General features: G+C 51.4%; 15 protein-coding genes and 1 other RNA gene. 4 read left to right on the top strand and 12 right to left on the bottom strand.

The genetic code is table 11. The annotated features are described in order from the left end of the window. Window positions 1-6: 6 nt before the first annotated feature. From DWZ56_RS14470 to DWZ56_RS14445, 5 genes are all read right to left on the bottom strand, one after another. Window positions 7-1,158 (bottom strand): tetratricopeptide repeat protein, encoded by a 1,152-nt coding sequence (locus DWZ56_RS14470; RefSeq protein WP_118557351.1) that lies wholly within the window; start codon window positions 1,156-1,158, stop codon window positions 7-9. Window positions 1,159-1,195: 37 nt separating this feature from the next. After that, complete coding sequence (locus DWZ56_RS14465) at window positions 1,196-2,065, bottom strand: DegV family protein (RefSeq protein ID WP_118557350.1); 870 nt, start codon at window positions 2,063-2,065, stop codon at window positions 1,196-1,198. Window positions 2,066-2,290: 225 nt separating this feature from the next. Next, window positions 2,291-2,806 carry a deoxyuridine 5'-triphosphate nucleotidohydrolase gene (locus tag DWZ56_RS14455; protein ID WP_118557348.1) on the bottom strand — a complete coding sequence of 172 codons (516 nt, stop codon included), beginning with the start codon at window positions 2,804-2,806 and terminating at the stop codon, window positions 2,291-2,293. A gap of 532 nt (window positions 2,807-3,338) precedes the next feature. Next, window positions 3,339-3,673: RNase P RNA component class A (rnpB, locus tag DWZ56_RS14450), an RNA gene on the bottom strand. A gap of 59 nt (window positions 3,674-3,732) precedes the next feature. Beyond that, on the bottom strand, window positions 3,733-4,536 hold the full coding sequence (locus DWZ56_RS14445) for an AraC family transcriptional regulator (RefSeq protein WP_118557347.1): 804 nt from the start codon (window positions 4,534-4,536) through the stop codon (window positions 3,733-3,735). A gap of 174 nt (window positions 4,537-4,710) precedes the next feature. On the opposite strand from DWZ56_RS14445, the gene DWZ56_RS14440 reads away from it, so the two are divergent. Then, complete coding sequence (locus DWZ56_RS14440) at window positions 4,711-5,829, top strand: uroporphyrinogen decarboxylase family protein (RefSeq protein WP_158584600.1); 1,119 nt, start codon at window positions 4,711-4,713, stop codon at window positions 5,827-5,829. 28 nt (window positions 5,830-5,857) lie between these two features. Here DWZ56_RS14440 and DWZ56_RS14435 read toward each other — a convergent pair whose 3' ends face one another. The 7 genes from DWZ56_RS14435 to DWZ56_RS14400 form a co-directional block, all read right to left on the bottom strand. Continuing rightward, complete coding sequence (locus DWZ56_RS14435; protein ID WP_243095276.1) at window positions 5,858-7,513, bottom strand: nucleoside kinase; 1,656 nt, start codon at window positions 7,511-7,513, stop codon at window positions 5,858-5,860. Between the two features lie 67 nt (window positions 7,514-7,580). After that, window positions 7,581-8,375: a Nif3-like dinuclear metal center hexameric protein gene (locus DWZ56_RS14430; RefSeq protein ID WP_118557345.1), complete on the bottom strand. Its 795-nt coding sequence runs from the start codon at window positions 8,373-8,375 to the stop codon at window positions 7,581-7,583. Next, a complete protein-coding gene (locus DWZ56_RS14425) occupies window positions 8,372-9,073 on the bottom strand; it encodes a tRNA (adenine(22)-N(1))-methyltransferase (RefSeq protein WP_118557344.1) in 702 nt (233 codons plus the stop codon). Before DWZ56_RS14425 ends, DWZ56_RS14430 begins: the two co-directional genes overlap by 4 nt. A gap of 13 nt (window positions 9,074-9,086) precedes the next feature. Further along, window positions 9,087-10,187 carry an RNA polymerase sigma factor RpoD gene (rpoD, locus tag DWZ56_RS14420; RefSeq protein ID WP_118557343.1) on the bottom strand — a complete coding sequence of 367 codons (1,101 nt, stop codon included), beginning with the start codon at window positions 10,185-10,187 and terminating at the stop codon, window positions 9,087-9,089. 63 nt (window positions 10,188-10,250) lie between these two features. Beyond that, complete coding sequence (gene dnaG / locus DWZ56_RS14415) at window positions 10,251-12,026, bottom strand: DNA primase (RefSeq protein WP_118557342.1); 1,776 nt, start codon at window positions 12,024-12,026, stop codon at window positions 10,251-10,253. A gap of 114 nt (window positions 12,027-12,140) precedes the next feature. Then, a complete protein-coding gene (locus DWZ56_RS14410) occupies window positions 12,141-13,160 on the bottom strand; it encodes a deoxyguanosinetriphosphate triphosphohydrolase (protein WP_118557341.1) in 1,020 nt (339 codons plus the stop codon). A 460-nt stretch (window positions 13,161-13,620) separates the two neighbouring features. Next, window positions 13,621-14,454: an AraC family transcriptional regulator gene (locus tag DWZ56_RS14400; RefSeq protein ID WP_118557339.1), complete on the bottom strand. Its 834-nt coding sequence runs from the start codon at window positions 14,452-14,454 to the stop codon at window positions 13,621-13,623. A 191-nt stretch (window positions 14,455-14,645) separates the two neighbouring features. Here DWZ56_RS14400 and DWZ56_RS14395 point away from each other — a divergent pair, with 191 nt between their 5' ends. The 3 genes from DWZ56_RS14395 to DWZ56_RS14385 all read left to right on the top strand — a co-directional run bounded on the left by DWZ56_RS14395 (window position 14,646) and on the right by DWZ56_RS14385 (window position 18,795). Beyond that, complete coding sequence (locus DWZ56_RS14395; protein ID WP_118557338.1) at window positions 14,646-15,965, top strand: alpha-L-fucosidase; 1,320 nt, start codon at window positions 14,646-14,648, stop codon at window positions 15,963-15,965. A 393-nt stretch (window positions 15,966-16,358) separates the two neighbouring features. After that, window positions 16,359-17,555 (top strand): ATP-binding protein, encoded by a 1,197-nt coding sequence (locus tag DWZ56_RS14390; protein WP_118557337.1) that lies wholly within the window; start codon window positions 16,359-16,361, stop codon window positions 17,553-17,555. 82 nt (window positions 17,556-17,637) lie between these two features. Then, window positions 17,638-18,795 (top strand): AI-2E family transporter, encoded by a 1,158-nt coding sequence (locus DWZ56_RS14385; protein WP_118557336.1) that lies wholly within the window; start codon window positions 17,638-17,640, stop codon window positions 18,793-18,795. Window positions 18,796-18,821 lie beyond the last annotated feature (26 nt).

The raw sequence follows: 18,821 nt of genomic DNA, 5'->3' as shown, positions 1-18,821 counted from the left end.
AACCTTCTATCTGCTCTTTAAGAACTGAATTTCCCGGTCCACGGCTTCCTCCGAACCGAACTCTGACACATAAGCCTCAAATTTGGCCAGAGCGGTCGCGAAGTCACCCATCTTTTCATAGGCTGCCGCTTCATTGAATTTCAGGTCCTTCGACACCACCGGATCTTCCAGCGCGATGCCTTTCTGGAAATAGTCAATGGCCCCGGCATAATCGTTCTGTCTTATTCTGTACAGTCCGAGCTGATTATATACTCTGGCATTGGCGCCCTCCAGGGAAAGTGCGGTGGTGTATACCGCATAAGCGCTGTCGGAATCTCCCTGCGCTTCGTAAGCCATGCCCAGATATAAAAGCGTATCCACATCCGCGCTGTCCTTAATCTGATTCAGTTCCGCCACCGCGCTGGAATACTCGCCAAGCAGGAACTGGATCATGCCGCGGTATTTGTGGGCAGAAGGCGCATCGTCCTGGATCACCAGGGCGGCATTCAGATAATTCCTGCCCTCATCCGGCATCCCGTTCTGCACCAGCGCATCATAGATATTCCAGTACAGCTGATAATTGCCGGGCTTCAGCTTGATTGCAGCGTCAAAATCAGCCTTTGCTTTGTCTGAATCGCCCATTCTGGCATATACGCATCCGCGCAGATAATAATCGTCGGACTTTTCCTTCTCCACCTCCAGAAGGATCGTATAAGTCTCCAGGGCATCCTCGTATTTGCCGGACAGGACTTCCGCTTCCGCGCGGTATTTCAGCACATCGTATTCCACAGTGGTCACCTTGGCGTCCGTATGGGCCAGAGCGGTGTTAAACGCACCGATTGCGGCCTCATAATCGCCGGCTTCCAGATAGGCGATGCCCTTGCCCCGGTATGCATACTTATAATTCTCATCCACGCTGACTGCATAATCAAAATTCTTTTGCGCGCTTTCATAATCTTTAAGCCCGATATAGGCCATACCCAGGTTGGTATAATATTCCGGCGACCGGTTATCACCGGCAACCGCCTCCTGAAACTTGGCTACGGCTCCCTGATAGTCTTCCGCCTGATACAGCTCAAGCCCCTGTTCATTCTGATCCTTGCCCTTGCTGCAGCCGGCAGAGACAACCATCACCGCCGCCAGCATCACCGCTAAGAATATCTTTCGCATTTTCTTCATAAATAAACCTCTTTTGTCCGCCCCTGCCTGACGACTGCTATCTGCTCTCTCCTACAAAAAACAAAGCCAGCGTACCCGGTCCGGAGTGCGCGCCGATGGTGGGGCTCACATAGCCGATCAGCGCCTTATCTATTCCGAATCTGCTCTTAATCTGTTCCGCAACATACTGCGCATCCTCCAGGCAGTCGCCGTGGCTGATGAATACACAGTCATTCTTATACGCGTAATTCTTCGTCTTTTTCTCCATATTGTCCACCAGCGCATTGAGCGAACGCTTTCTGCCTCTGACCGTTCCCACCGGCACCAGATGTCCCTCATCATCCACGTGCATGACCGGCTTTACATTCACCATGGTCCCCAATATGGCAGTCGCTTTGGAAACTCTGCCCCCTCTGTGCAGATGAAACAGGTCGTTCACCGTAAACTGATGGCACAGATGCGGCACAAGCTCCCTTACGCCCTCGGCAGTTTCATCCACCGACATCCCTTTTTCCCGCATTTCAAGCGCCTTATGTACCAGAAGCCCCTGGCCCAGGGAAGCGCAGAGTGTATCGATCACGACGATCTTTCTGTCGGGATACTCTTCCTTCAGTTCATTGCCCACTAAGGCCGCGCTCTGGCAGCTGCTGCTTAACCCTGAAGAAAATGCCAGATAGAGCACATCCCTGCCCGCATCCAGCTCCGCTTTCATCAGCTCTCTGGCCGTCTCCGGATTCACCGCCTGGGTCGTCGGCATCTTGCCGCTTCTCATCATGGAATAAAACTCCTTCGGATCCAGCTCCGTCTCCCCTCCATAGGTCTTATTGTCAATAATATAATACAATGGCGCCACTTTCAGATCATGACTTTCCAGATACTCCTTCGGCAAATCTGACGCGCTGTCTGTTATAACCGCAAAAGAATTCATAGGTAGTTCCTCCGATTTTTTATTTTTATAACCTGCTGATGCCCATACCCTGCTGCGTCTTCTGCAAAGTATTCATGTAATATAATAACATTAAAAAGAACATCGCGCAAGAAATACATGCGGCCAGCCGGAAATACGGCGCGAGGGATGAAGGAGCGGCGGACTTAAAAAACAGGGATATCCGGCTATGCCGGATATCCCTGCGATACAAATCCTATATCGGTCTCATTTCCCGGTGGTGCTGCCCAGGCCGCCGGTTCTTACGCCGCTGCATTCATCGTCCACCGTAACGCCGAACTCCATGAAAATACCCTGCATGAAAGCGGTGCCCGCCGCCAGCTTAAGGATTTTCCCCTCATTGGAATCGTTGGTGATCTTGGCAAACATATGGCCTTCGTTATCGGAATAGAAATAGTCGCTGTCGATGATTCCCACCGTATTGTTCAGCTGCAGCCTGTACTGAAAGCCCAGGCCGCTCCTGGGATACATCTGCAGCACCCAGCCGTCCTCGATATCCACCCGGATGCCGGTAGGAACCTTCACTGTTTCACCCGGCCTTAATGTCACATCCATGGGAATAAAGAAATCATAGCCGGCGGATCCCACCGTAGCCCTGCGCGGCAGCTTGATGCTGTCATAGAGTTCACGGCAGATCTCCTCATCCATTCCGCCGAACGTATCGTTCCAATCCTCTTTAAACTGGTCAAAACTGACCTTATAAAATTTCGCCACTCTCTTCATACCTGAACCTGCTCTTCCTGATTGTTATCATTTACTCTGCCATCAGCGGATGTCTTTTGGCCGCTTGTTTTACATTATAGCATGTCAGCAAGCTGACATGGCCCCTCCGGGGGGGATGCGCATGATTTCCTATGGAAATTGTCTGCTTCGCAGACGGAAATCAGCGCAGGTATAATGTCTGTCGACATTATACCATAAAATATCACCCGGCTACAATATCCAAATGCGGCGGTCTTCTTTTAATAATAATCGCAACAGGCTTTTATTCAATAACTTTTGCGATTATAAACCGCAAAAGTTTATGTTTTATACTTTTTTGCGTTTAATTTTTGATATCCTACAGTCACTAGCATATGTAACAGGGCACATTCGATTTCCCTGAAAAGGGCAAATTGTAGTTCTCTGGAGATAGTGGGATGAAATACGGATTTCATGCGTTTTTATTCATTGATAATAATAAAAAGCCTTGTATTTACGTGCTATTTTGCTTAACACATGTACAAGGTTTTTTAATTTCTGTTTATTTTAATTAGGGAAGAGCAGGACGATAAGCCGGGTTCTGTCATTGAATGATCATCTATCTAGGCCTGCCGTCACCGGCAGGCTCAAGCGACTTACCCGAAGGCAGACGGGCCGCCTTATGCCTTCTGTTAGTCTTGCTTCGGATGGGGTTTACATATGCCCCGCCTGTTACCAGGCGGGCGGTAGTCTCTTACACTGCCCTTCCAACCTTACCGGCCGGGGCCGGCGGTATATTTCTGTTGCACTATCCTTGGAGTCGCCTCCACCGGACGTTATCCGGCATCCTGCCCTGTGAAGCCCGGACTTTCCTCGTCTGTTGCCAGCCGCGATCATTTGTCCTGCTCATAGTTTTCTATTTTACCATAATTTCATCCATTTGTAAAATATACTTTTCGGCGGGCACCTCACTCCTCATGCCGCCCAGCCGGTACAACCGCGCTTTTCTTCATGCCGGCGCGTATATACTCGGCCGGCGAACAGCCGGCATATCTGGTGAATACCCGGCTGAAATAATACGGGTCCTTAAATCCGGCCTGTTGTGCAGCTTCCCCCACACGTGCCCCGCCATATTCCAGCAGCGCCCTGGCCCGGCTGACGCGCAGCCGGTTTAAGTATTCCAGGATGGACATGCCCGTATGGCGCTTAAACAGCGCGCCGCAGTAAACAGGATTAAGCCCCGCCTCATCCGCCGCCATCTCCACTGTCACAGTCTGGGTATAATGCTCCAGCAGATACCGCTTTATCTTTACTATATGAAGGTTTTCCCCGCCATCCTGCTTAAGCTCCAGCAGCCGGTGCACAATGAGCTGAAACAGTCCGCCGCATTTAATCATCCGCAGCGGAAAATCGCTCATCCACTGATACTCAAACTCAGTGAAATACTGGTTTAGCATCTCATCCGTCCCCCACTGAAAACATCCTGCCCCCGCAAACGGCGCAAACGGCTTATCCAGTGTAAAATTAAACGCGGCGCACTCCATGCCTTCTGTATATGCAACTCTCCTGCTGCCTACAGGCACCAGCACCGCCTCTCCCGATTCCAGCTCAAAGCTCTCCTCATCCGTTTCATAATGCGCCCGTCCGTCAAGGACAAACGTCAGATCAAAGCTTGAGGTACGGACATCCCGCAGATGCCACTGCCGCGAACATGTCTTATGCACAAAATAACGCACCCTGGCGCCCGAGAGATCATATGCCGTCTCATCCATCTATTTACACCTCCACGCTTACACAGTTTATCCACGCCGGCAATTCTGTCAGGCTCTCACACTTTGTACAGCACATACATCTTTAATTTGTCCAGCATTTCTAAACTTTCTACATTGATTGTAATGATACCACGTGATAAAATCAAGAAAAATTTTAACCTTGGAGGTATTACAATGCTGCCGGTCGATCTGGAACAATTTTGGAAGGATGATGATGCATCGCATGGACAGAACTGCTTTGACAAAAACGCCCCGCAGGTAGCCATGGGCATCCGTATGAGTGACGAATGTGTTTTCGCAGAGCTTAACGAGGAAGGCAATCCCTGGGGACATACGCCCCGTGAGCGCAGAATTGAACTCAACAAACGCTATAATGACAAGGCTGAGCAGATCGTAGGGCGCAGGCTGCTGCGGGAGAATTTCCCGACACCGGATCAGCTCTTCCCGGCATACCGGCAGATCGGAGAGGTATTTGGCGGTGAATATGTATTTGACGGGAACGTCACATGGCTGAAGGGAAACTGCTCCACTCCGAAAGAGCTGGAAGCACAGCTTGATAAAATAGACCGGATGGATTTCCGTTCATTCGTGCTGCCAAAAACGTGGGAACAGGAAAAGAAGCGGCTGTATGAAACCTACGGCTTAAAGCCCGCGCTCTGGCGCAAGATCCGCGGCCCTGTCACCCTGGCGACTTCCATTTACGGCGTCGATCATTTTATCTTTTTGTACTATGACGCGCCTGAACTCTATTACCGCCTGCGTGACACGATCCAAAACGTGATGCACAGCTATATCACCCTGTTTGACGAAGAGGCAGGGCACCCCGACAATGCCGATGCACATTCTTTCTATTTTAACGATGATGACTGCAACCTGCTCACCCCTGAAATGTACGAAGAATTCGGCTACCCCATCCTGAAATCCGTCTTTGAGCGCTGCTGCCCCGGTGAAAATGACTGGCGCTACCAGCATTCGGATTCCTCGATGGGCCATCTGCTGCCGATCCTGGCTCGGCTCAACTTAAGCGGCTGTAATTTCGGGCCCACGCTCACCGTGCGGGAAATACGCAGGTACATGCCCCATACACGCATTGACGGCCAGCTCGCCCCTTTTACGTTTATGAAAAATGACGAGCAGGCGATCATAGCGGAGGTGAAACGGGACTGCGAAATGGCCAAGGAAAACGATCTGCGCGGCGTAAATATAAGCACCGCAGGCTCCATCAATAACGGCTCGCTGCTGACCAGTATGCGCGCGGTCATGTATGCCATCCAGCAATACGGCCGCTATTGACTGCAGAACTGCATTTCCCTTCAGACGCCTATACCCGAAAGCAGCTGCCTCCAATGAATTCACGCAGTATTGAATTTTTCGGTATCACCTCGCTGACCACCGGCAGGAAGTAATCAAAGAATTTCAGCAGACGCTTGGCCTCCAGATATTCCGGCGCATCCTTCGGGATGCCGAACAGCAGGGGTTCCGCGTACATTTTAAGCACTGCCAGCTCATAGATCAGAGCCGAATTAAACATCGCATCGGCCTGCTCCTGATAAGGGAAGATATTGCGCTCCTCCCCGCGCCGGACGGACGGCCACATATTGATCGTTTTCTGTGCGGTCGTTCCCCGTGTCCTGGCATCGCGGATGATCCTGCGGATCAGCCGTCCGTCCGTGGTGGGGATGCGGTTGTGCTCATCGATATTGAGCTGGGTGAGAGCGCTGATATAGATCTTAAATTTGCTCTCCTCCGGAAGGCTGTAGGACATCTCCGGATTCAGTCCGTGGATGCCTTCTATGACCAGGATATCGTTCGACCCTAACTTTTTATAATCACCGTTGTATTCGCGCACCCCCAGCTTAAAATTAAAGCTGGGCAGCTGCACGGTTTTTCCGTCCAGCAGCTCGCTCATATCCTGATTAAACTGCTCCACATCGATGCTTTTTAAGGACTCAAAGTCGTATTCGCCGAATTCATCCCTGGGCGTCTGATCCCTGTTTAAAAAATAATTATCCACCGCGATCGGATGGGGCGTCATGCCATGAGCCTTCAGCTGAATGGAAAGGCGGTGGGAAAAGGTGGTCTTGCCAGAGGAGGAGGGGCCGGCTATCATGACGAATTTGCAGCCTTCTCTCGCCTTCACCGCCGAAGCGATTTCCGCCAGGCGCTTCTCCTGCAGCGCTTCCTGCACCAGTATCAGTTCGCTGATATCTTTATGCACGATATAATCATTCAGTTCCCCGACCGTGCTGACGCCCAGTTCTCTCCCCCACTCCTCCGACTCATGGAGCACATGAAAAAGCTTGGGCTGCGGCACAAATTTCTGCACGGTTTCCGGCTCCCTGCCCGAGGGGAGCATGAGCACCAGTCCCTTTTCATATAGGCAGAGGTCAAAATATTTCAGATAACCGGTGCTCGGGACCATATATCCGTAAAAATAGTCCTCAAATCCATCGATGCTGTAGATGTTGACCTTGGATACACGGCGGTAGGAGAACAGCCGCTCCTTATCGTACATCCTGTGCTTTCCGAAGAGTTCCACCGCTTCATCCGTGTGGACACTCCGCTTCTCAATCGGAATATCCCGGCTGACCAGGTCCCGCATATAGGCGCGGAGCTTCGAGAGCATCTCCTCATCCAGGCGGACATTGCCTTCCACCTCAATATAAAACCCTCTGGTAACGGAAAAACATACCGTCACATCCTTAATATTCTTATGACCGGCCACATTATAGATGGCCTTTAATAAAAGCAGCGTCGCGCTGCGCTCGTAAGCCTGCATGCCGGGCTTATCCTCTGTCGTGATAAAACGCAGCTCGCAGTCGCCTTTCACGCGTTTATGCAGCTCCTGCAGCTTGCCGTTCACCATGACCAGCACGATATCGTGGTCGCCTTCCGCCTGATTATCCCTGGCTATCTCTTCATAGGTAACGCCCACAGGATATTCCTTCACACAATCTCCAAATGTAATATAAGCCATAATTTTCCTCATTTCATAACAGTTCCGGCGAACTGTTGCACATTTTTCCGTGGGTTAAACGGTATCATTACATCATATGACAGGGCAGATGCATGGGTGCTGCACAGACCTCAAGCCCCGGCAGATTCTTTTTCAGAAACGCTTCCATAAACGGTATGAAGATATGCTCCAGCCCATAATGGCCGGCATCGATCACCGTCACGCCCGAAGCGGCCGTATCGATGCCCTCATGATGTCCGATATCTCCTGTGATCAGCACCGACACGCCGGTTCTGACCGCGTCCATCAGGACGGAGGATCCCGATCCCGGCGATATGGCGGCGCGCCGGATCTTTTCCTGTCCGCTGCCGGCCGCATAAACATTGACATTTGGCAGATCAAATGCTGATTTCACCAGCTGACACAGCTCCTCAAGCGTCATTTCTTCCTTAAGCTCACCGACCCGGCCGATTCCCAGGCCGTCCATGCCGGAACCCACCGCCGGCTGCAGCGGTTTTGACTGCCCAAGCCCGATCATTGCAGCCGCCAGATCCGCCATGCCGCCCTTCGCCATATCGAAGTTGGTATGCAGCGCATAATAATTGACATCACTGCGGATCAGCCTGCGAAGCCTTCGGCCGATGAAACGGTCTTCATTGATGCTCTTTAGCGGTTTAAAGATCAGCGGATGATGGGTCAGCAGCAGATCAAATCCTCCCTCTGCGGCTGCCTCCACCGCTCTGTCATCCGCATCCAGTGAGATATATACGCTCTTCACTTCTTTTTCCGGATCCCCCGCCAAAAGCCCCACATTGTCATACTCGCAGGCAAGCCCCGTCGGAGCAAATGCTTCCAGCAATTCCATGATTTCTTTTGTCCTCATTCCAGTTCCCTCCAATAATCCAGCGCATCCTTAATATCTGCAAGTTCCTTTTCCACCGCAACCTGGCGCTCTCTGGCGGACAGGCTGTCCGTCTTTAGCAGCTGCATGAGCAGGCCCCGGTATTTCTCCTGCTCCTTTAAAAGCTGCGACAGCAGCACCGGATCCCTGTGTTTTAGCGCATATCTCCCATACTTATATTCCGTAGGAGTGCCTGTGCAAACCGCGCCGTGTACGGCCCGCATGACGACATAATACTTGCCGTCCTCTTCCAGATAATGCTCCAAATCTATGTAAAAACCCATCGCATCCAGACGCTCCCGAACCTTCCAGGGTTCGGACTGCGGAGAGAGGATCAGCATCCGCGCCGCCTGCGCAGTCTCCTGGCTCCGTTCCAGTATCCGGTCGATCAGAGCTCCGCCCATGCCGGCGATCACAACGGTATCCGCCTCATCCGGCTTTAATCCGGAGAGTCCGTCGCTAAGCCGCAGCATCACACGGTCCTGCAGTCCGGCCTGCGCTATATGGTCTCTGGCGCGCTCCAGAGGCCCTCTTCGCAAATCAAATGCATACGCTTTGGGGGAAATACCTCTCTGTACAAGACAAATAGGCAGATATCCATGGTCTGTGCCGATATCTGCCACCACACTTCCCACCTCCACAAAGGAGGCGATTTTCTCTAAACGCAGGGATAAGTCCATAAGTTTATCTTTCCTAATCTAAAAAGTCTTTCAGTTTCTTGCTCCGGCTTGGGTGGCGGAGTTTGCGCAGCGCCTTGGCCTCAATCTGCCGGATGCGCTCCCTTGTGACATTGAAATCACGCCCCACTTCCTCCAGCGTTCTGGCGCGCCCGTCATCCAGTCCGAAACGAAGGCGGAGCACCAGCTGCTCCCGGTCAGTAAGCGTATCCAGCACCTCCACCAGCTGTTCCTTCAGTATGGAGTAGGTGGCGGCTTCCGCAGGCACCTGCACCTGGTTATCCTGGATAAAATCTCCCAGATGGCTGTCCTCCTCTTCGCCGATCGGCGTTTCCAGGGATACCGGCTCCAGGGATATCTTCAGTATCTCCCGCACCCGGTCCACAGGCATGTCCATCTTCTCCGCGATCTCTTCCGCGGAGGGCTCGCGCCCCAGCTCCTGGGTCATCTGCCTGGATACCCGTATCAGCTTATTCATGCTCTCCACCATATGCACCGGTATGCGGATCGTTCTGGCCTGATCCGCGATCGCTCTGGTGATGGCCTGGCGTATCCACCATGTGGCATACGTGCTGAATTTATAGCCCTTGCGGTAGTTGAACTTCTCCACCGCCTTGATCAGTCCCAGATTGCCCTCCTGGATCAGGTCCAGCAGCTGCATGCCCCGGCCCACATAATGCTTGGCTATGCTGACCACCAGCCGCAGATTGCATTCGGCCAGCATCTTTTTAGCCTGTGTATCCCCGGCCTCCATGCGCTTGGCCAGCTCTATCTCCTCATCCATCGAGAGGAGAGGGACCTTTCCGATTTCTTTCAGATACATTTTGACCGGATCATCCACGCTGACGCCTTCCGGCAGCGGGAACTCCTCGGGTTCCAGCAAGACAGGGTCCTCTTCCAGAAATATTTCTTCTTCCGCATCCACCACATTTAAAAATTCGATTTTATTCGCCTCCAAACATTCCAGCACGCGCTCAAATTTCTCCGCGTCCAGTTCTTCACTTCCAAAATACGCCATCAGATCCTGGTCATCCAGGATGCCTCCCTTATTTCTGGCATAATCCGGCAGCTTAAACAACTTTTCTTCGAATTTTATCTTCGTCTTACTTTCGCCCATAGCATCTTCGTCCTTCCAAATCGCTTTTATTATCCGCACGCAAAGCGCACTATTATTCTTGGCTCAATCCAGAGAAATATGCAGTGACTTCAGTCCGGCCTGCTTTTTCATGATTTCCTGCAGCAGCGCGATGTCGGTAGCCGTACGGCTGTCCATATCCAGCCGGTTCTTTTTCACGCGGATCACCGTTTCTGTCAGCGCCTTTTCTCTTTCTTCTTTGGTCGGTATGCTTTCCTTTAATCTGGCGTGGAACAAAGAGGTGGCCTCTTTGTATTCATTTTCATCATTGATAAAATAATTCAGTATCCCGGCGGGATTGACCTCCCCCCTCTCAAGCTGTTCAAACACCTTTGCGGCTACCCGCTGATACAGATCCTCAGTAAAATCCTCGGGTGTAAGGATATCCTTGATCTTCGGATAAAGTTTAGGATCTTCGATCAGCCAGGTGAGCAGCAGCTTCTGCGACATCCGGATCCCGTCCTCTTTTTTCTCCTTACGGACCCGCTGATCCTGCCATTCCTTCACCTGCTGCTTCTGCGCCCCGTCATATCCGCTCTTAAGCGCCTGTGTGTTCACCAGACGTCTTAAGCTCTCATAATCTATCTGATACCTGCCGGAGATGGCTTCAATATAGTTGTTTCTCTCCAGCTCCTCGGTAAACTCCAGCAGTTTCTTCGCCGTCTCATTATAAAATGCGGTTTTTTGTTCCGGGTCCTTCATATCATAACCACTTTTGAGAACATCAACCTCAAACAGAAAACTCCCGAGCGCGGTATCAATCCGTTTCTGAAACTCCTCTGCCCCCAGGGACTTGATGAATTCATCCGGGTCCTTGTAGGGCTTCATATTCAGCACCTTGACCGACAGCCCCGCATCCTTTAATATGGGGATGGCCCTAAGCGCTGCCTTCTGGCCGGCACCGTCGCTGTCATAGGTCAAAATCACCTGATGGGTATAGCGCTTGATCAGATTGGCATGCTGGAGCGTGAACGCGGTCCCGAGGCTTGCCACCGCATTGGTAAATCCCGCCTGGTGCATGGAAATCACATCCATATATCCCTCGCAGACCAGCAGGTACGGCAACTTGGTATGGCGCGCTATATTGAGGCCGTAAAGATTCCTGCTCTTGTCAAAAATCTTCGTCTCTGGAGAGTTCAAATACTTGGGCTCCCCCTCTCCCATCACCCTTCCGCCGAATCCGATCACCCGGTTGTTCACATCCATGATCGGAAACATGGCACGGTTCCAGAACTTATCGTAGGCGCCTCTTTCTTCAATCCTAACCAGACCAGACTGTGACAAAAGCTCGTCCGTATAGCCCCTGCCCTTTAAATACCGGTACAGATCATCCTGAAAAGGATTGGAAAATCCCAGCCCGAACCGCACGATCGTCTCATCGGAAAGCCCTCTGTCCTTAAAATACTGGTAGGCTCTGGCCCCCCGTTCGGATTTGAGCTGGTAATAAAAATATTTGGCGGCCACCTTATTGACCTCCAGGAGCCGTGTACGAAGGTCTGCCTCTTTCCTCGCCTCTTCCGATTCCTCCTGTTCGGCCAGCTCTATGCCGGCCCGGTCCGCCAGGTATTTCAGAGCCTCCTTGAAGGTGTAGTTTTCATATTCCATAATAAAGGTGATCACATTTCCCCCTGCCCCGCAGCCGAAGCAGTAATACATCTGCTTGACGGCAGAAACGGAAAAAGATCCCGTTTTTTCATTGTGGAAAGGGCAAAGTCCGAAATAGTTGCTGCCTTTTCTCGTTAGCTTTACATACTGCGAAATCACATCCACGATGTCATTGCGCGTTCGTATTTCTTCTATCAGTGATTCCGGATACATCATCCTGCGCCCTTCCTCCTTTTCCTGTCATCGGCCAAAGGCTGATGACCTGCGCACACTTAAGTCTGCTTCCTTTTTCCTTCGTAACTATATGCCGGAAACCGACTGTTTTACGAATCAGCGGTTCCACGATTTCGGGACAAACAGCTCCTCAAATTTAGTCATGGAATAATGATCCGTCATTCCGGCGATGTAGTCGCAGACTACAATCTCTTTAGGAACCTGTCCTTCGGTAATCATGATCACATATTCCGACGGCAGCGTCTGCCAGTAACGGATGTAATAGTCAAACAGATTCCTTAACATATTTTTGGCCTTGGATTCCTCTGCCTTAACAAGCGGGCTCCGGTAGACCCTTTCAAACATGAAGGTCCGCAGGCCGGTCATGGCTTCGGCCATATGCGGGGACTGTATGATATCAGGCTTGTCCTGGCTGTTGGTAATAATATCATGGATCAGGGCGTTGAGCCGGTCCCTGACCGTATGTCCCAAAATATCGGTGTACTCCCTCGGCAGCTCCGCTTCTGTCAGCACGCCGCCACGGATCGCATCATCAATGTCATGATTGACATAGGCGATCTTGTCACAGAGCCGCACCACCTTGCCTTCCAGTGTGGACGGCCTGCCGCTTGTCCCATGATTTTTGATGCCGTCCCTGACCGCCCAGGTCAGATTCAGACCGCGCCCTTCCTTCTCCAGCTTCTCCACCACGCGCACGCTCTGCATATAATGGCGGAACCGATGCCCCGTCCCGTATTCCGTAAGCGCCTGATCCAGAGCATCCTCGCCGGAATGCCCGAAGGGCGTATGTCCCAGGTCGTGGCCGTAGCCGATGGCCTCCGTGAGTTCCTCATTGAGGCGCAGCGATTTAGCTATGGTCCGGGCAAGCTGGGCCACCTCCAGGGTATGGGTCAGACGGTTCCGGTAATGATCACCTTCTGCCACCAGAAATACCTGGGTTTTGTCTTTCAGCCTCCGGAATGCCTTGCTGTGTATGATCCGGTCCCGATCCCTCTGATAGGCCGGCCGGATGTCGCACGGCACTTCCTCTCTCTCCCTGACTGCATCACAGCTATAGGACGCGTATGGGCTTAACAGCGTCTTTTCTCTTTCCTCCAGCATTTCTCTGATATGCATGCGTTCACCGCCTTTTAGGAGTGGCTGTTCACAGAGGGAGGCGGTAAAGGGTCCGCCGTGGGCTGGGGCGGGATGGGGGGACGGGCCGTGGAGCGGAGGGGGAGCCGGGGCTTAAGGTGTCCTCCATAGAGACACGCTCCCGCTCCGTGAAAAGCGTAACGGTTCTAAGGCTGTAAAGGACACAGCCAAAGAACCGACGGTTTTCAAGGGTCTTTATGGGGGACACCTTAAGCCCCGGCTCCCCCTCCGCTCCACGGCCCGTCCCCCCATCCCGCCCCAGCTCACGGCTGCTTTATCGGCTTCTCTGTGAATAGCATCAGTATGTTGTTTGTTTCTTTGTTTCTTGTTTGCGCGATTCTTTTTCAGGTAAATTGTATCATATTTATGGGCAGAGATCAAATAAAGTAATATTGCGGCAGATATTCTAACTATCTTATATAATATTCTGATGAATGCCATTTTATTCCTGTATAATGGAAATTCCTTCATTTATTTTCTGGGTCCGGCGGTAGACGCTGGGAGGAACTCCCGTGTAGTGCTTGAAACTGCGGGAGAAGTAGAACTGGTCGGTGAAGTCCAGTTCTTCGGCGATGCGGGACAGGCTGTAGTCTGTGGCGAGAAGCAGCTGGCAGGCTTTTCTCATCAGCACCTGCTCCAGATAGGCTCCTGCGGTCATGCCGGTCTCCTGCTTGAAACGCTTGGACAGCGTGCTCTCCGATACGTGGAGGCGTTCTGCCAGGCTGCGGACGGTGTTTCTGGCGGATACGGGCTGCTGGGTCAGCAGAAACATCTGTGAGAGCAGGCGGGAATAGGTCTGCCGGATCTTAGCGTCAGCGCCTGTTTTGCCGGCGAATGCCGCCGTATCCTCGTAGAGCCTGCCTTTCAGCTTTATGGAGCTCTCCGGATCACCCGCAAAAAAGAGCTCCTTTAACTGATCAAAAGACTCCGGGCTCATCGGAATGCTGCTTAAGTCTTTCAGGCCGTAGAACAAATCAAAACCGTTGGGCAGCATGACATTTACATGAAAGTACAGTTTTTCCATGGAATCTCTGCAGCGGTAATCGTATAAAAAGCCGGTGGGAATCAGATAAGCGTTTCCCGGCGTAAGCAGCTTCTCTTTCCCGTCAATGAATAGACTACCTTCGCCGCCTGTGACATAATAAAGCCTTGAATAGGGGGAACAGACGCTGCTGTGGCACCAGGTGCGGTCCACCAGGGCATATCCGGCTTCCACGATTTCCAGACGGATGCTGCTGGCCACATTGATCAGGGTGAGATTTTTTTGTATATCCATACTGATTTCTCCATATTTTGTACTGGTTTTTGACTGTGCATTTCTTTCCTCCTATTCTATCATAAACATAGGTTTACCGCTGCAGTATTTTTAACAGAGGGCCGCATCATCTGTGCAGGCTGCAGCCGTTAGCGGGCAGAAAAGCGGCATGTAACAAAGATGTGATATTTTGAAAACGAGGAGGAAGCAAGATGACAAGTTATGTTACCAAAAAGACGCCGGGTGATGTCTCCTGGTTCACCCATGACCGTTTCGGTATGTTTATTCACTGGGGGCTTTATGCCATGCCCGCCAGACATGAATGGATTAAAAACCGGGAAGAGATCAGTGAAGAACATTATGATCTGTATTTTGAACATTTTAATCCGGACCTGTATGATCCGAAGGAGTGGGCACGTCAGGCAAAAGCCGCTGGAATGAAATATGTGGTCATGACCACAAAACACCATGAGGGCTTTTGCATGTTTGACAGCAAATACACAGATTATAAATGCACCAATACTCCGGCCGGCCGGGATCTAGTAAAAGAATATGTGGATGCATTCCGGGCGGAAGGGCTTCATGTCGGATTTTATTACTCGCTGATTGACTGGCACCATCCTGACTTCACGATTGATATGTATCATCCCCGCAGGGATGATCCCGATGCGCTGGAACAGAACCAGGGAAGAGATATGCGCCGGTATGCCGAGTATATGAGAAATCAGGTGACTGAACTTCTGACCAACTACGGCAAGATCGATATCCTGTGGTTCGATTTCTCCTACAGCCACTTAAAGGGCGAAGGCAGCAAAGCCTGGATGAAGGGAAAAGGAAAAGATGATTGGGAGGCAGAGGAGCTGATCGCCACAGCCAGAAAGCTGCAGCCAGGCATCATCATCGACAACCGCACGGAGATCGACCAGGATCTCTGGACACCGGAACAGTATCAGCCCACCGAATGGGTGCGCGATCCCAAAACGGGTGAGCTGGTGACCTGGGAGGCATGTCAGACATTTTCCGGCTCCTGGGGATATTACCGCGATGAAATGACCTGGAAATCCCCCGATATGCTGATTGGCATGCTTGTCAATACCGTCTCCCTTGGAGGGAACCTTTTGATGAATGTGGGGCCTACGGCCAGAGGTTATCTGGACCGCCGAGCTGAAGGAGCTCTTAAGGTATATGCGGACTGGATGAAGTATAACAGCCGTTCCATATACGGATGCACCATGGCGGAGCCGGAATTTACAGCCCCCGCAGACTGCCGGCTCACTCAGAGCGCGGATGGCTCCAGACTCTATGTGCATCTCTTCGCCTATCCGTTCGCTCATCTGAAATTAAAGGGGCTGGCCGGCAGGGTGAAGTATGCGCAGTTCCTGCATGATGCCAGCGAGCTGATGTTCACAGAGGGTAAGATGGATCATTTCTCCGCAAAAGATCTGGAACGCGCGGACGATACGCTGGTGCTGTATCTGCCTCCGGTGAAGCCGGACTGCCTGGTTCCGGTGATTGAGCTGTACTTAAAATAACCTGCCCGAAACCATATGCCTGTTTACGTACATCTGTATATAGGCATTTCGTTACTCTTCACAGCTGCCGTAAACTTCCCGCGTATGACAGACCAGAATATGGTCTGTCATATGCTGCTTTATCAGCAACCGTGATTAGTAACATTTTGATTTGTATAACCACTGTAAATTGCGAATATACTATCATTGCAAAAACATTATTGATATACCATGTTTTTGCAAAGTAATGCAAAGTATTGACTTCTCCATGCTATTTTTGTACAATGGAAATAAAGAAGAAGCACACAAAAGTGTGCGTAGGTTATCAACCTACGGTTGGTGACATAGGAAAGGAAGCACACTGAAGTGTGCGTAGGTCATCAACCTGCGGTTGGTGACATAGGAGGCGGCAAAATGATACCACGAAACGAATATCTGGACAGCCTGATTCATCTGCGGGATAAGCAGGTTATCAAGGTAGTGACGGGCATCCGTCGCTGTGGCAAGTCCACTTTGTTTGAACTTTATCAGACATATCTTCTGCAAAACGGTGTAGAGCCGGAGCAGATCATAGCGTTTAACCTCGAGGACGGTGACTACGGGGATATCGAAGAGAGCAAGGCCCTGTATGATCTGGTACGCACCCGGCTGCTGCCGGATAGGATGAATTACATTTTTCTCGACGAGGTACAGCGGGTCGAAAATTTTCAAAAAACAGTGGACGGTCTGTTTATCAAAAAAAACTGTGATGTTTATATAACGGGCTCCAACGCCTACCTGCTTTCAGGCGAGCTGGCCACCTTACTGTCCGGGCGTTATATAGAAATCAAGATGCTTCCCCTCTCATTCAAAGAGTATGTTTCCGCATTCCCGCAGGACAGCAACAAAGACCGGCTGTACCAGCAGTATCTTCTGAACAGCTCTTTTCCTTATACACTGGAACTCTCCCGGCCAAAGGATATCCGGCAATATCTGGAGGGCATCTATGACTCCATTGTTTTGAAGGATATTGTGGCCCGAAAGCGTTTTCAGGATGTGGATATGCTGCGCAGTGTAGTTCGCTTCCTGTTCAGCAACATCGGCAATTTGTGTTCCACCAAAAAAATTGCCGACACCATGACATCGGCAGGCCGTAAAATCAGTGTGCATACCGTGGAGAGCTACCTGACGGCGCTCACCGACAGCTTTATCTTTTACCGGGCAGGCCGGTATGATATCAAGGGCAAGCAGTATCTGAAAACCGGAGATAAGTACTACGCCGCTGACATTGGCCTGCGCTACAATGTACTTGGTACCCAAAAAGCCGATCAGGGGCATATTTTAGAAAACATCGTGTATCTGGAACTTCTGCGCCGTGGGTACGAGGTCTACGTAGGCAAGGTAGGGGCTGCCGAGGTAGATTTTATCGCCATAGGCGAGGAAGGGGAAGAATACTATCAGGTGGCTTACACGGTAATGGATGCCGACGGCGGTACACTGAAGCGGGAGCTTGCGCCGCTTGAGGCTATCGGCGACCACAATCCCAAATACCTTTTGACAATGGACTTTACCCCGCTGACCTCCCACAACGGCATCAAGCAGATCAATGTTCTGGACTGGCTTCTGAAATAAACGCGGCAGCCGCCAAACATCCGTGCAGGCATGTCCGCCTGACTCGCCGCTTTGCGGGAATAAACTAAGAAATGAGGGTGCTATGGATACTCACAAATTCAGTTACAAAAACCTTGTAATCGCCGGCGCGATCCTGATCCTGCTCTATTGCGGCCTTCAGAATCTAAGCTCGGTCATCGGATTTCTTCAAATGATCATCGGCCTGTTTCTGCCTTTCATCGTTGGATTTTTTATGGCCTTCGTCTTAAACCTGCCAATGTCGGCCATTGAACGGCTTTTGGGACGCAATAAAAGCAAGGTGATGAGCAAACTCAAACGTCCCATCAGTCTGATCTTATCCCTCCTGTTTATCATAACCGCTCTGGCCTTTGTGCTCTATCTGGTCATTCCGGAGCTTGGCAACACCATGGTCACTCTCGGCAATGCCATCGTGGCCTTCGCGGATCAGGCGGGCAAGTGGATCAATGAAAATCAGGACCTGGTGCCTTTCCTGAATGAGAAGCTGGGAAGTATGGACATCGACTGGGCAAAGATCGGTTCGGAAGCGGTGAACATGCTGACCGCCGGTACCTCCGGCCTGTTCGGCTCCACCATCGCCATCATCTCCACTACCTCCAATCTGGTCTTTAATTTTGTCGTCGCTCTGGTATTTGCAATCTACCTGCTCTTTGGCAAGGAAACGCTGCAAAAGCAGATCCGCCACATCATCGGAGCGTATCTGCCCGGTAAAGTTCAGGACAGGATCTACTATATCGCAGGTATATCCAACCGGATCTGTTCGAACTTTATTGTGGGGCAGTGTACGGAGGCCGTGATCCTGGGTTCACTATGCGCGCTCGGCATGACCATTCTGCGTCTGCCCTATGCCGCCATGGTCGGCGCGCTGGTAGGAGCTACCGCTCTCATCCCCATACTGGGCGCCTTTATCGGAACCTTTGTGGGCGCATTCATGATCCTGGTGGTATCCCCCGTCAAAGCGGTCATATTTGTTATCTTTCTTCTGATCCTTCAGCAGATCGAAGGAAACCTGATTTATCCCCGCGTGGTGGGCTCTTCTGTAGGGCTTCCTGCCATGTGGGTTCTGGCCGCGGTTACCATCGGAGGCGGGCTGCTTGGGATTCCGGGCATGCTGGTCAGCGTTCCGATCGCGTCCATCTTATACACTCTTTTCCGGGAGGATATCCGGAAGCGTTTAAAAAAGAAAGACAGCGGTGTGAAAGAGCCTGAAAGCGCAGAATAACCACATCCGCCGCAATCCGGAGGCGT

It is taken from the genome of Lachnotalea sp. AF33-28, from assembly GCF_003477885.1.
Lineage (GTDB): Bacteria > Bacillota > Clostridia > Lachnospirales > Lachnospiraceae > AF33-28.
Note: the sequence above shows the minus strand (reverse complement) of the source record. Positions and strands in the feature narration are given on the sequence as shown.